Source organism: Vibrio sp. 661, assembly GCF_033339315.1.
Taxonomy (GTDB): domain Bacteria; phylum Pseudomonadota; class Gammaproteobacteria; order Enterobacterales; family Vibrionaceae; genus Vibrio; species Vibrio alginolyticus.
In genome coordinates this window covers 1-14227 of sequence record NZ_JAWOUJ010000012.1, presented here as the reverse complement: position 1 = coordinate 14227, position 14227 = coordinate 1, and the positions used below count along the sequence as shown (strand labels likewise).

Below are 14227 nucleotides of genomic sequence, written 5' to 3'. Positions count from 1 at the left end.
TGGTGCTGCATTATGTGGTGAATTTTCTACTTAAGTAATTTGTTAAAATCACGCATTGGTATGCAGATATAAATCACGCCCACATTCGCTGTGCCATAGCCAACGGCTTTATGTACGTACCACCACACGGTTCGTAATCCCTCGGCGTTTTCTTCATCCCATTCCAGTACACTACCAACAGGAACATGGTGCGAAGCAATACGCAGCATTAGCGGCTCTAAGGACTCGCCAAGGTTTTCGTCGCCATCGTCCATCATGAAAAAGTTCTCTTGCTCATCTGGACAAGCTAATAAAGCCACCAGCTCTGGCTCACGATAAGTAAGCGTGTCTTGGTTGGTTTCTAGCTCTAGCACTGACTCGCTTTGGTAATTATCATCCGTTGGTTCCAGTTCTGGCTCAATAGGACGATACAGGGACGCTTCAAAGTGATCAGGTGATAGTTTGATGGCCTTAATCCAATCATCCCTTAAAACACGGTTAAAGGGCACATGGCCTTGGTATCGAGCCTTTCTTACTACAGGTTTAACTGCGTCACTCATTTGATGATTCTCTCTAATCTGCTTGGTGTTACGTTCATCATTTTTGCGAAGTTGGTCAGAGCTTCACTCTTAGTCTTTCCTTGCAGCTTGTAGCCGTCATGGAAGTTCTGGAAGCCGACCTTAATCATATCGATATAACCTTTCTTCTCGTTGGACTCCTTACGCAGTTTGCGCGCTTGGCGCTTGATGGTTTCGCTTTCCCGTTTCTGTTTGGCGATCTGTTTTTCCACTGCTTTCTGAGCGCGTAGATACTTCGCGTGTTCGCGCGTAGCGGCGGCCTTATCCACCACCGTTTTACGGTTACGTGCGGCAGCTTTCTTCTCGTTCTCGTTGAGCAAGTACGTTTTGTTATCTGAGCCAAAACCAACACGGCGCGCTTGCTGTTTCATTTGGTTGGCCAAGATGCGTTGCCATGCCAGCGATTGCAGCATGGTTGCCGCCTTGAGAACGTGTTTACATGCCACACCGGACAATTCAGGGTTTCGGATTTTCGGGAAAGCAAACTCTTTAGGCGGCGCTATGCAGTAGTTACCCATAGTGGCCAAGTATCGATACCAATACTGGTGACGGCCACAGTCGCAATCAAAGGAAATACGGCCAGCACACGCCAATTGCACCGCTTGGTTGTAATCCCCATTAGGCGGTTCGTGTAGTAGTTCATCCCACTGCTCAAAACGCACCTTTACTCGGTGTTCTTCATGTCGAGACACGCTTGATGCTCGGACACGAATAAGCGCGATATTGTTCTTAATACCGATCAACGTGGCCTTGTGAATGCCTGTACCGTCATCGACACGGTTGTTTGCACGGTCTACGTCGATTTGACGCGAGTTCTTCACCAAAAAGGCGTAGGTGATACCCGCTGTCTTGCTGTCATAGACCTCTTTGTGTCGCTGGCGAGCCTTGTCGAACTTGATCAGGTCTTCTTTGGTAAACCGTTGCCCTTTAGCCTTTTCGCCTAGCGCTTTTAATGCCTTATTAGTTGGCTTGGCCAGCGTTGAGGCGGTCAGCGTTCGCTTGGCATTACGGCGGTTTCTCTTTTGCGCCTGTTCAATCTTGTTGAATAGCTGGTTGAACTGCTTTTCATTGAGGCCAAGGCTGGCAAATGAGCCGTTATCCCGTTTCTCCGCTTCAAACTTCTTCGGCATAAGTTACAGTCCCATTTCGTCCATGAATTGACGCATGGAACGACGCACCCAAGATGCTGGTGGAAGCTTGATGGTTTCGCCAACAGGTAGCGGATTCATTGGGTCGTCTACGTCACAGACCAGACTAACCAACCAATCAAGCTCAACCGTGGCGTAAGCTCTGTAAGAGACGAGATCCGCACGATAAACCTCATCAAGTCGAATGGTGTACTCAAAGAGATCGGTATTGCCCGAACGGTTGACGTATTCCATGACGATGGCAAAGAAATGCGCCCGTAGAATATCGTCCTCGATGTTCTCTGCTGAGAGGCGGGATAACTTACTCATAGTCGCCTCCCATACGATACTTACCGTCTGCGATTAGCCCTGTTTTAGCCTTGAACAGTCCCATTGCGCGCGAGGCCATTTCCGGCTCTTTCTTGGGCTTGCGTAACATGCCAAACAAGCTCTTAAGCGTTACCGTGTCGCTAAGGTTGTCTTGTGTGGCCGCATAGACCACAAACATAAGCGCGTAGGTATCAGGGCGCAGTTCTGACCAGTCGATGTTGTACATTGGCTTGCCATCTGTTCCCCGTACTTCTTCCACGATGGACGGCGACACTTCATAGCGGCCACCAGCATTAGACGGGTAGGTGATAGCATTTAGGGATGAGAGATAGTTATAGGCTTCCATTGCCGACACAATGATCGGTCTGCCTTTTGCGTCCAGTTCGGACAGGCGAACGGCGCGCCCATACTTCGAAAAGTAGGGCGTAACCTCGTCCACCAGCACAATAAAACCGCCTTTTTTGAGCTTTTCTAACTTCTCGGGCAAAGTCAGCTTAAGGCTCATCAATGAGCGCTCTAATTGTTGGCATTCGATGATATGGAGTTGACCATCATTCACACCAGCAAGCATAAGCCGTGGCTGGCCAGATGATAGAGTAAGTACAGCTATGCGCATTCGTGCCATGTTGTGACCTCTAAGTGCGCTTTTTAAGATGAGGAGTCTTGGTCATTTTAACACCATCAACCAAGCTTTTTAGCCCTATTAATAGTATTTATATTAATTAATGCTCGGAATATCGTGGTGATAATAACACAAGGATAATACATACGCATGCGACGTTCCATTGATTGTTTTTGCTTCTCTCGTTGTCTTTGAAGTTTCTCTGCTATTGTCAAAGCCATTAAAAACACCTACTATTTGCTTGCTCTTGTTTCACATTTGCTGGTGGAACATGGAAAAGGCTGGTAACTCGAATTTGCTGATTCGAACTGTTTGCTAAGGCCAGCCGCAAAAAAACCGCGTTTATTCGCGGTTTTTTTGTACCTATCAAAAGTAAATCTCAATCAAAACCCGATGGCATGGCATGGCTTGCCTTCATCGTTACGCATCCGTTACCCCAGCTGACGATCTTCATGAGCTTACCCTCGTAGTCCCAAGGCTGATTTCGAGTTAAACACTCTTTGGCTCGTTTAAGCGCTGGCGAGTCAACTAAAAGATAAACGGCTTTGCGAGGTTTCACGCAGCATTCTCCGTAGCAATGTTTGAGGAAGTGATCATAGATAGTGAACGTTCGGCAAACTTAAGCTCTGCTTTGCGCACATCAATGTCGCGTTCTACATGCAGTGTGAAGTTGTCACAGAACACACCTTTCTCTTTCTGGTGCGCGTTCAACTTCTCTTTGAGTTGAGTGATTTCTTGATTGAGTTTTTCAATGTACGACTTGAAGTAAGTCTCGCTGCCGATTTCCAGCATCACTGATGCCGGACTACGAATGATAGACAGGATATCGCATGTAGATTCGTTGCGTAAAAGGTTCAGAACACGTTCGCCGCCTTGAGTTATGCTGTATTTTTTGCGATCTGGTTTACCGTCTTGCGCTTCAATTTCGTGAGACACTAACCCCTTTTCCGTCATGCGACCGAGTTCGCGGTACACTTGCTGGTGGCTGGCTTGCCATGCGCCTGATTCAGGCATTGTTCGGTTTGTTAGGTCATAGCCTGTTTGTGTTCTCTGCTCAAGAATTGCTAGAAGTAGATTACCCAAATTCATAGTTAGTTACCTTTTGTTATTGATGCCAAATTTCACCCGTATCCTCGTCAATAAATCCATGACATAAATACTCTCTACTTGTTGAGTAATGCGTAAGTCTTCCCTTTAACGCCTTTTTGTTGCGGTTATGCCAATGCTCGTATCCGGCAGTAAACGCATATTTGTTGTTGTAGTCTGCATAATGCAGATCTGAGCCATTGCGAGCCTCATTAACTCCCGCCGACCAACTTGCTAGAAAATCATCACGCTCATTGAGTTTGACGGCTTGGCGCTCATCATCATGCCCCCTAATAACGTGATAATTCCTAGCCCTTGCATGCGGTCAATGATGGTAGTCTCGAAAAATCCAATGTAGATTTCATCGTGCGGGATAAGCTCTACTTGTTGTGCCATTTCGTAGACCGTTCCATCTAGTGGTAGCGCTTCCATTAGCTCTATGATTAGGCTCAATTGGTTTTTGGAACTGCCATTGGTCAGTGCCTTGTCTAGTTGTCTAACCACATCTGCACACATGGAAAAGCGAGGCATTTCATTTCGTATCGCTTTTTCGTCTGCGTCCTCAATAAAGGCTTTCTCCTCATCTACACTCCCTAACACCTAACTCACACACACGTTCGCTACCGCGACAGCGGCGCGGTTAATGGCCATCGACACCGTTGCTCCGTGGTTAGACAGGACAATAGTGCCTTTGCTGGCATTGAACGTTTTTACGGTCATTTTCTACAAAGAATTAAGTGTGTTCGGAATGGATTGGTGAGACTACCATATCAAAAATAATATATGCAATAACTAATTTAGCCCTTAATATCAAAAAAATATACATTGATATAAATTTTCATGTTCGGAATAAAAAGGATTACCATAATCCTGGGGTGGGATTAGATTACGCTCAATCGGAGCCGTTTAAGAAATGAATTTAATTCATAAATTTTTCGGTAAAACCCATTAATTAACCCTGGTATAGTGCTAATGCAGAGAGGCACATACGCCCACCAGATAAAGCGATTTTTCACTGACATCAAGCTACGTGTTGGTCATATTTGTGAGATGAAAGCGACAGCAAGTAGCAGTGTTAAGTTTTGGGGTTCACTCTGTGCTTATTTTGATGAGATTACTTACAAAGCCAAAGAAAGCTACACAGATATTGATTCCCAATATCAATTTTTAACTTATCTAGCTGATACGGTTTACTTGATCGAGAAAGAGGGCATTGATTGTGATGTCACCAATCAGTCATTGGTTTTGGATGATGATCAAACGCAAGCAACTCGCGACCAACAGCTACGCAATATCAGCCACCTTTTGAAGATGACAAAGCAGTATGCAGAACAGTTTTAACGATGCTGACGATCTACCCATTGGACGAATTTATTAAGGCAAATTTCCGAATTAATTCGTAGTTTGCCAGGATACACGACGTTGTCTTAAAGATGAACGCCAACGGTGATAGAAATATCAAAAGGAGATCAAGTTAAATAAATATGACTTTGTTTGAGCTTATCACCCCTAGAGATTTACGCACTTTCTACGCCCTCAATCTCCAAGTGGCTATGGAGTGGCCTGTTCGCTATCAAGCAGTTATGGCGCGATTTAAGTGGATGAAAGCAAAGCACCTTGTTTAGATGTTATTTCACAAAGCTAGATACGAAGAACGATTGTAAATCACTTTTGGACAAAATAAGCTACAGCTTTCGCTAAATTAGCATTTAACTGATAACCTGAGGCATTTCAAATGCCTCAGGTTAACTGGCCAAACTCCCAGTAGCATTGATCAAACAACTCTCGGGCTGTATCCAAAATCAGAACAAGCTGTTGACGCAAGCATGCTTCGAAGCCAAATCTAGTAATAGTGTTCATAGAGTTGAACCCAATTCGCACTTAGGCTCCGAGAAGCAGCCGCTTACAATCTTCTTCAATGGCTTTATCAATCGCATCATTATCTTGAGCATCAAACAGGACTATCTGAAGCTCTTTTAAGGCCAAATGCCCAAATCGGATCCAAGCTACCAGGTTGGTCCTCAAAAAGAACTCCACAATTAAGCCGCCTGAGCGCAATGCGGCATCTGCTGCGTCAATGGTACAAAGTGTTCCATGGCTTACCAACAACATGCGGCGAAGTTCAGGGGTTGAGCCCTTTGGTATACACTCCTTCCAAGGCTTATTATGCAACACATGTTGATTGACAGCCCAGCTTAACCGAGTGAGTAACTCGGAGATAAGCACTGGTATAGCCATTGCAGCACCGTGTCTAAGATCGTATCCCTGCTCAAACACCTTGCTAAACACAATTGCTAGGGTTTGCTTGTTGATAACCTCTTTGCCTTTCTTAACGTTGCCTGTTTTCACTTCAAAAGCACCGAAGTTCATTAACTGCGTGAGGTTGTAGAAAGGCACCGGCACACCCGAGCCTCGCCCATAGTCAGCTTGCTTACGATCTATACCAGAAGAGCCAGAAACGTCTGACATGATGTGCCCAAACCAATTAGCAACACCGGCGAATATCTTTGCAACAAAGTTATGCCCTACCAGCTCAAACTCTTCCGTTTCGATAGTGATTATCTGGCCTTCACTAACAAATGAGGAGGTATTCGTGAACTGATTCAGAATTGAAAAAAACAGCCCGACAATATCGGGGCTATGACTGAGGCTTTTTAGATGATGGTTCTTAGTGGACAGGTTCTTAACCTTGCCACCAGTGCCGTTTCTCTCTCCATTGGTAGTTGCTTGATCGTAGTTAACTTTAAACTTGCGCTCTAAGAATCCTATTGCACTACTCGTTCTGTTGGCATCACCTCTTGGCCCCTGCCAACCAAGCATTGAAGCAAACTTCTCAACTGCACCCTCAGCAACGTTATCGGCAACTTTGGTAAGTGGGCCTGTAGTGGGAGTACCAACGAATAACACATCGACTAAACCCGCAATAGCCCCGCAAGTCCCCGCTATCATGTAGTCCATGGAATCGCATTGCGCAGGCTTTGAGAAAAACGAGTCTCGAAACTCGCGTTGCGCCTCTGCTAACTGCTGCTGAGACATCACACATCGCAACCCTTGATAGTCTACCTGTATCAGGTTTCTCTCTATATAGGCATCGAGTTGCCTCATATATTCTTCTTCAGAAGTACAGCTATCAACTTCAACAAAATCTAGGGTTTGCAGTGTCCCAATGCTCGCTGTCAACTCCACTTCTATCCCAACAAGAAATGCATCCATATCAACATGGTTGGTATCAAGCCCCTCGCTTGGTTCTGTGCCACACCAACTTAAGAGCTCGTCCGCGTTATCAATCAATCCACTCAGCAAATCATCACCCTCACAGAGCAAGTCATCAACCAGTTCCAACGATGAGCGCATATCAACAAGATGCGCTTGAGCGTTAGATAACTGATGGTTTGCTGCAGTTAGCGTCTTTATGTTCTGCTCGAGAATATCCTTATCTTTCGGCACATTAGGCTCCTGTTAGCTACGCAGCTTGCCTAAAGCAGCTTTGCCCAAGGCCTTAGATTTTGCACCGAGCATATTGCTCATATCGAAGTAGCCAATAGCTTCAAATATCTGTGCTAATTGCTCTAGTGCCTTCACTGAAATTCCTTGCTTAAGCGTCAGAACACCCTCTTCAGCTCCCTCTTCACACTCGTAATGAGACAGCACGGGCTCTTGAAGCTTTTTCTTTGATGGCTCTGATGTAAGCTCGAGAAAACTAGCTTTATCTAGCTCGATGGGACATTTTGACCGAAGTTCACTGGCTTGATATTCATTGCTCTTGTTCTCAAGGTGCTTACCCGACTTGATAAGCATGGTTAGCTGCTGCTGCTTCGCTGCTAACTTGTGGATTACCTCATTCTGATTCAGTGACTTACTGATTAGCTCATTCATTTTCTCAGTAACAAAATTGATGTCTTCCATTAAAACTGAAATGGTCTTTTGAGTGTGTTGAACGGCTTTGGTAAGCAAAAAAGCGCGATGTTTGTGCTTGTCCAGTTTGTCTGCACCCGTAAGTTTCTTCATGCCGTGATAGGCACCCACGCCAATCAAAACCGCAGCACCAATGCCCGTTACCATGCTTGAAAAACCGAGAACACCACCAACGCCAAGAGCTGACAAGCCGGAGGTTAAACCTGCAGCCGACAAACCCATAACCGACCCCGACATATATACAGCAGCAATCGGAGCACCAACAGCGGCAACGCTTTGAGCTAACTGCTTCGTTTTCTGCTCAAGCATACTGTCGTCGATGTGATCATCTAAAATTAGCTGGTCATTTTTGACGGCTTCGACCATAACATCGAGTTTTTCGTCAGATATCCCGAGCTTCGTTTTTAGCTCTTGAAGGTGAGGGCTGTTTTTTGCTTCGTCAACAGTTCCTTGTCCTCCGAAGGCAAATATACCAATGAGGTCTTTCATCAACGTCAGGCAAAGCGCTTCATATTGCGTGTCGGAGATCTCTGCTTTGATAGTGCTCAATAGCTCATCAGCGCTGATGGTGTTTTGATGATCCAACATGTACGAACGAACATCTAAGCGCTTCTCAGGGTTGAGCTCAACACGAGTAATCAAGGACAAAATCTCTGCGGTTTCCTTCGCATCAATCTCATTGTCATTAGCAAAGGCGAGATTGATAGCGACTTTACAGTATGCGGCCTTAACCGTTTCACTCATATCTGATAACAGCACGACCTGCTCTTGCTCTTCAAAGTCCTCAAACTCCGAGATTAACTGCGTAAGAAAATCAGCAAGTCCCTGGTAGTGCCCTTTTAGATCACTCCAGTCGATCATGAGCTCCTCATCATCCCCATAAGTGATGAGTAAGTACCCAATTTCTTTGGTTTTATCTTTTTTCGTTACGGTTTTCTGTACATATTCGGCAGAGTGCATTGACTCGAACTTGATACACTGAGCCGCTTCAAATGGCCCTTTCACATACAAAGATTCACCCGTAACAAGAAAGCCATCTTTCCCATTGTTGAACACAGTCATGTCGAACAACGCTACGACCAGATTAGGATCGAGATCTAGCTTGTAGCTAGCAATGGCATTATCCAACTTCTTTTCAAGCTTTTCATCGGTGAAAGGGGCGATAGCAAGGCGCTTATGAAGAACAGCTTGTTTGAGCTGAGACTTAATAAATCCATTTACATCGACTGACATTTTCTATTATTCCTAGAAGACTGAGAAAGTACCAACATATCAGAATAGGCCTAGAAATATGGTTAACAGTCTGTTAAACAAGAACTTTTCTATAAAACATGTTAAGCGCATCACGATCCCACGTGGCGCGTAATATGAGCAATGTATAGTGGATTTGCCCACATAGTTAGATAAGGAAAGGTAATCAAAATTACGATGATTACAACAAAGTTCAACCCTACTCTAGCTCATTTCGAGGCATTTCTGTGTTACACATCCCGTCAGCACACCTTGGGCATAAACATTTTAGAAATAGCAGCATACCTATGTGATCGCTGCCACTGTGTAGTATGAATCTTTATTACTCTCTCACAGTATTACGTGACGTTTAAAATCACATTTGGAAGCGATGATGGTGTTGCTTCTGGCCAGGTCCAAGAATACGAAAAATACTGAAAATTGGCTCGAGACATTCATGACGTTCGCCACCTAATGTTGATCTTACGAAGTGACCTAAGCGCTTTACTTGGACTGATGTGGTTTGCACTGGCAAAAGCAAGACAAAAACACCCTAAAGCGCATCAATAGGTTGATTAATGACGTTAAACGTTCCCTTTTGAGGGGATAGGGAAGCCTGAGTCACTAAAGGAGAACCTGTCAGGATTTTGGTCGCGCCGTATTGATGATACGAACAGGTTGGTCTATGCCGTGGATAATCAGGCGATAACCATTATTTCATGCCGCTATCATTATTAGGCAATCTAAACATCAAAAATAGAAACATCAAAATAATAGGTACCAAAAGAAATGCGGAAAATTGCTTGTCTACTACCGTCGTTACTGTTTGGTTGTGTCGCTGTTTAGGGACAATCTTATAACATCGATATTGCAAATGAGGACTATGTACAGGTTAACTATGATTCGTCAATGACCAATTACAAGGCCATGCTAAGCGAATTTACCACGCATTGCGCCAAGTAAGACAAGGATTACGTCAATGAAAGTACGATTACAAACGGTTGGGAAATTACTATGGCCGTTTATCGCTGCGTTGAGAAGAGAGAGAACAGTTAACCATTAAGCCACCAGCACAGTGGCTTTTTTGTGCCAAATTGATAGTATAGTATAGGCACAATTGTACACATAAATGGAGTGCAGAGAGAGTTCAATGAGCATTTATGAGTTCACCTTAAACATCGGCAACATCAATATCACGAACGACAACGATCTACTTGATGTGTCACGCAAACTATACGAGGGCGCTTGTTCTGACGCTGTGGTAATGTCTGTTGATGAAATGCTGTATATCGAATTTGAACGAGAGGCAGGAACGTTCGTTCAAGCGGTTACACAAGCAATTAAGGACGTAGAATCGGTCGAGGGCTACGATTTACAAGTTATCTCGATTGAGGGCGACCTTGTGAGTTTGGGCGAAGCTGCGGAGTTCACCGGGGTTAAGAAGAGCACACTAGCAAAATACAAAAAGGGTACATTTGGCGGCGGTGGCTTCCCTGTGCCAGTACGAAAGGCTTCAAAGAAAGATCCTCTTTGGAGACTTAGCGACATAGCAGATTGGCTATACAAAAAAAACAAGGTAGCAATGGAGCTAGTAGAACGCGCTCGTCTGATGGATTTAATTAACCATCATCTAGAGACCAGATTGATGAAGAATAGCGATAAGTACGCAAACCTATTCATCAATATCCAAACTAACCTAATAATTCCCATAAAGTCATAAAGTCATAAAGTCATAAAGTCATAAAGTCTCAGCTGCCATCAGCGTATAGCTGGTAGCTTCTTTATGCGTATCGTAATTGCTTAAAAGGAGGATCAATAATTGAAAGACTATGATTTTTCAATAGTGGCTAAGTTTCAAGACAACATGAATGCAGACTCGCTTTGCAAGCCATCTAATGCGATCAAAGAGTTTAACCCATCCGATTACTTAACCGATCAACAGACTATCCAAGCCTATATTGATGAAGCAGCAAGCACTGGTGAACCAGCGATAATCGCCGATGCCTTAGCAGTTGTTTCACAAGTTAAGGGTATGGACAACACCTTACACCCGCGCGACAACCCTTCTTTATCGTCACTTATCGGGCTGGCCAACGTTCTAGGCATATCAGTTCGATTAGGTATCAACATTAAATAACTTATTCCAGTAGTTCGGTTGGGCCGAATTACTGAAATAGTGCCCCGTCAGGAATCTAGTCAATTTAGTTTCACTTCTTACAGAACAGAAACTAACCCGCCAATTACCGGCTGCGACATCGCCTACAAGAAAAAACGGCGCGACAAGATTGATGATCTGAGCAAGGTTTTCGACAGAGCGTTTAGAGAAAGTAATGGACAAGTTCAGTCTCGTCCAAGAAATGGAACAAACTGCTCAAGAAGATTAGGATTAGTCGGATAATGAGTCAGTTATCAACGTTTTACCGTGTTCTTTACCGGTGTCCACAAGGCACTACGGGTAAAGCTTAATCCGTTACCTGACATTTGGTTAATGTAGTGAGGTAGCAGACTACTTCACCGAGCTATTTCGCCTTTCAATGGTGTTTGGATTGAGCTATTAGAATGGTCTTGTTGATGAGCAAATGGCTCAAAAACTGGCGATGTTCGTTAACGTACCACTCCAGAGTCAATAGTTATTATTGATAAGATAAAATACGTTAAGAAAAATTAATTATGAGTTTGGCTTTCAAAAATTTTATTTTTATTTCTTAATTTAAACCAAATTTTCTTTCTACCATTATTCTTCAAAATAAAACCTCCAAAACCACACCACTTTGGCCACTTGTTATTCTTTGAAGTAGGTCAATTTTTGATTTTTGACTATTTGATTTTTTCTTTTTACTGATTTTTTTATTATTAGATACATTTATTAAATCAATGATTTTATTAGACATACAATGCCCCTTACTTAATGATTAGGGTGTACTGAACATGCGTTATTTTATGATATAGAATGAAGGGAGCTTACAGAGAAACTTATTAAGGATGACGCTGGGAAAACTGACTTTATACTTTTTTATCTGAAACAACTATTGATCAGAGCTACTACTTCCTTACCACTGGATTACAAGCGATAAGGAAGCTAAGTTTTGTAAGACTATTACAACGTCGTTACATTTTCTGCTTGAAGCCCTTTAGGACCTTTACCTACGGTAAAAGAAACCTTGTCGCCTTCAATAAGTTTTTTAAATCCATCCCCAACGATGTTGCGGAAGTGAACGAATAGGTCGTCGCCGTTATTTTGAGAAATGAAACCGAAGCCTTTAGCTTCATTAAACCACTTTACTGTACCAATTACTTGATTAGACATATTATGCCCCTTATATAAATTAAAATTAAGGTGCACTGAACATAAGTATTATTTTAAGGATATAGAATTAAGGGAGATACAGAGAAAAACTTGCTAGGGATGACACTGGAAAACTTACTTTATATTTTTTATCTTCAAACAACTCTTCGTCAGAGCAAAATCAACTATACACGTTTCAAAAATTAAAGATAGCTTTATTTTCTATTTTTATACTAATAATGCACGTTACAGACCCCGAAAGCGCGCCATATGAGCCGCTATAGAATGCTTTAAGCAACATTTTGACACCCAAGAGGAGCATTGTTCCTTATCATCCTACTATAATCATAGAGCAACCTATATGAGTTAAAAAGCCGTTTTCTGTACTCGGTCTATCGTACTGATTTTTTCATATTAGGTCGTTTCAGTCTTCAAGGTGTTAAAGTTGGTATACTAAAACTAAATTATTATAAATGAGCGCAAACATGAAACAAAAGAACTACAACAAACTTAACGATGAAGAGTTAGAGTTTGTTAATGACAAGGTCGCAGCCTTACTCCTAACAAGTCCTAGGAGTGCTCGTTTGTTGCTCTGGATAATGGTGAGTCTTTCAATTGTGATGGTTGGTTGGGCATCTTTTTCTGAGATAGATAAAGTCATTGTCGGTTTAGGGAAAGTCATTCCTTCCTCACAGGTTCAAGTTATACAAAACTTGGAAGGCGGGTTAATTAAAGAAATTTTAGTAAAAGAAGGTCAATTAGTCGAAAAAGGTCAACCATTAATTCTCATCGATGACACGCTCTTTCTTTCAGATTTTCGTGAGCATGAACAACAAGTCGCTAACTTGAGTGCATCTGTATTACAATTGACAGCCTCGATAAATAGCGTTCAAGTTAACAATGACTTTGACATTAAAGATTGGCGACAAAATGTCACACTAAACTATGACCAGCTAATGTTCCCATCATTTTTAGAAGAAACTCAACCTGAACTAATCCTACGTCAAAAAGCTGAGTATCTAGAAAACTTAAATAATATACGCAACCAGCTATCAGTGATTGATCAGCAAGTCATACAGAAACAACAGGATTTGATTGAAATAAAAGCACGAGTAGAAAACTTACGTAGGAGTTATCAATATGCAAAAAAGGAACTGGATATTACCAAACCTCTAGCTGACGAAGGTATAGTTCCACGCATTGAATTACTTAAATTACAACGACAAGCCAATGATAGCAGGCGTGAAATGACATCTAGCAAGCTTAAAATTCCCGTATTAGAGTCATTAATTCAAGAGTTCATGCTTAAACGAATAGAGGTCGCGCTACAATTCCGATCTGAACAACAAGAAAAACTTAATAGCACCCAAGATCAACTATCTTCTTTGGTAAAGTCTACAGTTAACTTAGAAGATAAAGTCAATAGAACCGTGGTTTACTCACCAGTAACGGGAAAAATTAAAACGTTGAGCATAAATACAGTTGGTGGAGTTATTCAACCAGGTATGGATATCGTTGAAATTGTGCCAACCGAAGACGCTCTACTGATAGAGGCAAAAATAGCACCAAAAGATATTGCATTTTTACGTCCTGAGTTACCTGTTATTGTCAAGCTTACCGCTTATGATTTTAGTAAGTACGGTGCTTTAAAAGGGGAGTTAGAACACATTAGTGCAGACACAATCCAGGATGAAGAAGGTAACGACTTTTATGTAGTACGTATACGTACTGATAAAACTAATCTCGGTGATAAAGATCTACCAATCATTCCAGGAATGACAACATCAGTTGACATAATAACCGGAAAGAGGACCATTTTAGAATACTTAATGGGGCCAATTCTAAATACAAAAACTACAGCCGATGATTAACTTATACTGTGTTCAAAAATCGATATGTCCGTTATCATTGAAAATGTTTAACTTCCTATGAAATCGGAGCATCTCGTGTGACATTTATTCTGCCAGAGGGGGGAAGCTTAACTTGATAACTTTTCGGATAAAAATGGAAATGCTCATTGAAGGTGGTTCAATAAGGCGTCTTCTAATTGTTGGTTTGCTTTGATTTCCCGTAT

Annotated in this window: 15 protein-coding genes and 1 pseudogene; 5 read left to right on the top strand and 11 right to left on the bottom strand. The window is 42.6% G+C overall.

The genetic code is table 11. The features are described from left to right. Positions 1 to 26: 26 nt before the first annotated feature. The 7 genes from R7P69_RS17850 to R7P69_RS17820 all read right to left on the bottom strand — a co-directional run bounded on the left by R7P69_RS17850 (position 27) and on the right by R7P69_RS17820 (position 4322). Complete coding sequence (locus tag R7P69_RS17850) at positions 27 to 539, bottom strand: hypothetical protein (RefSeq protein WP_017634110.1); 513 nt, start codon at positions 537 to 539, stop codon at positions 27 to 29. Next, positions 536 to 1687 (bottom strand): phage tail protein, encoded by a 1152-nt coding sequence (locus R7P69_RS17845; RefSeq protein WP_170890862.1) that lies wholly within the window; start codon positions 1685 to 1687, stop codon positions 536 to 538. The genes R7P69_RS17850 and R7P69_RS17845 overlap by 4 nt, the downstream gene beginning before the upstream one ends. A gap of 3 nt (positions 1688 to 1690) precedes the next feature. Beyond that, positions 1691 to 2014 (bottom strand): hypothetical protein, encoded by a 324-nt coding sequence (locus tag R7P69_RS17840; protein ID WP_024703879.1) that lies wholly within the window; start codon positions 2012 to 2014, stop codon positions 1691 to 1693. Next, on the bottom strand, positions 2007 to 2639 hold the full coding sequence (locus R7P69_RS17835; protein ID WP_054579188.1) for a hypothetical protein: 633 nt from the start codon (positions 2637 to 2639) through the stop codon (positions 2007 to 2009). The genes R7P69_RS17840 and R7P69_RS17835 overlap by 8 nt, the downstream gene beginning before the upstream one ends. Positions 2640 to 3015: 376 nt before the next feature. Continuing rightward, complete coding sequence (locus tag R7P69_RS17830; protein WP_213892765.1) at positions 3016 to 3195, bottom strand: hypothetical protein; 180 nt, start codon at positions 3193 to 3195, stop codon at positions 3016 to 3018. Further along, complete coding sequence (locus R7P69_RS17825; RefSeq protein ID WP_017634104.1) at positions 3192 to 3725, bottom strand: PadR family transcriptional regulator; 534 nt, start codon at positions 3723 to 3725, stop codon at positions 3192 to 3194. Before R7P69_RS17825 ends, R7P69_RS17830 begins: the two co-directional genes overlap by 4 nt. A 231-nt stretch (positions 3726 to 3956) precedes the next feature. Further along, positions 3957 to 4322 (bottom strand): hypothetical protein, encoded by a 366-nt coding sequence (locus R7P69_RS17820; protein WP_213867176.1) that lies wholly within the window; start codon positions 4320 to 4322, stop codon positions 3957 to 3959. 372 nt (positions 4323 to 4694) lie between these two features. Here R7P69_RS17820 and R7P69_RS17815 point away from each other — a divergent pair, with 372 nt between their 5' ends. Beyond that, complete coding sequence (locus tag R7P69_RS17815; RefSeq protein ID WP_213867177.1) at positions 4695 to 5063, top strand: hypothetical protein; 369 nt, start codon at positions 4695 to 4697, stop codon at positions 5061 to 5063. 540 nt (positions 5064 to 5603) lie between these two features. On the opposite strand, the gene R7P69_RS17810 is transcribed toward R7P69_RS17815, so the two are convergent. Next, on the bottom strand, positions 5604 to 7169 hold the full coding sequence (locus R7P69_RS17810) for a hypothetical protein (protein ID WP_213867178.1): 1566 nt from the start codon (positions 7167 to 7169) through the stop codon (positions 5604 to 5606). A 12-nt stretch (positions 7170 to 7181) separates the two neighbouring features. After that, positions 7182 to 8870 (bottom strand): hypothetical protein, encoded by a 1689-nt coding sequence (locus tag R7P69_RS17805; RefSeq protein ID WP_213867179.1) that lies wholly within the window; start codon positions 8868 to 8870, stop codon positions 7182 to 7184. Between the two features lie 520 nt (positions 8871 to 9390). On the opposite strand from R7P69_RS17805, the pseudogene R7P69_RS17800 reads away from it, so the two are divergent. The 3 genes and pseudogenes from R7P69_RS17800 (at position 9391) to R7P69_RS17790 (ending at position 11004) form a co-directional block, all read left to right on the top strand. Next, positions 9391 to 9605, top strand: a pseudogene (locus R7P69_RS17800) (Txe/YoeB family addiction module toxin). A 412-nt stretch (positions 9606 to 10017) separates the two neighbouring features. Then, positions 10018 to 10587: a helix-turn-helix transcriptional regulator gene (locus R7P69_RS17795; protein ID WP_213892766.1), complete on the top strand. Its 570-nt coding sequence runs from the start codon at positions 10018 to 10020 to the stop codon at positions 10585 to 10587. Positions 10588 to 10686: 99 nt separating this feature from the next. Next, a complete protein-coding gene (locus R7P69_RS17790; RefSeq protein ID WP_053307329.1) occupies positions 10687 to 11004 on the top strand; it encodes a DNA-binding protein in 318 nt (105 codons plus the stop codon). Positions 11005 to 11608: 604 nt separating this feature from the next. On the opposite strand, the gene R7P69_RS17785 is transcribed toward R7P69_RS17790, so the two are convergent. Both R7P69_RS17785 and R7P69_RS17780 read right to left on the bottom strand, forming a co-directional pair. Next, the gene (locus tag R7P69_RS17785) at positions 11609 to 11758 is read right to left on the bottom strand and encodes a hypothetical protein (RefSeq protein WP_017634095.1); all 150 of its coding nucleotides are present in this window, start codon (positions 11756 to 11758) and stop codon (positions 11609 to 11611) included. Positions 11759 to 11964: 206 nt separating this feature from the next. Then, positions 11965 to 12174, bottom strand: a complete 210-nt coding sequence (locus tag R7P69_RS17780; protein ID WP_017634094.1) for a cold-shock protein — start codon at positions 12172 to 12174, stop codon at positions 11965 to 11967. A gap of 464 nt (positions 12175 to 12638) precedes the next feature. Here R7P69_RS17780 and R7P69_RS17775 point away from each other — a divergent pair, with 464 nt between their 5' ends. Next, entirely contained in the window at positions 12639 to 14024 is a 1386-nt protein-coding gene (locus R7P69_RS17775) for an HlyD family type I secretion periplasmic adaptor subunit (protein ID WP_213892769.1), read from the top strand. Positions 14025 to 14227 lie beyond the last annotated feature (203 nt).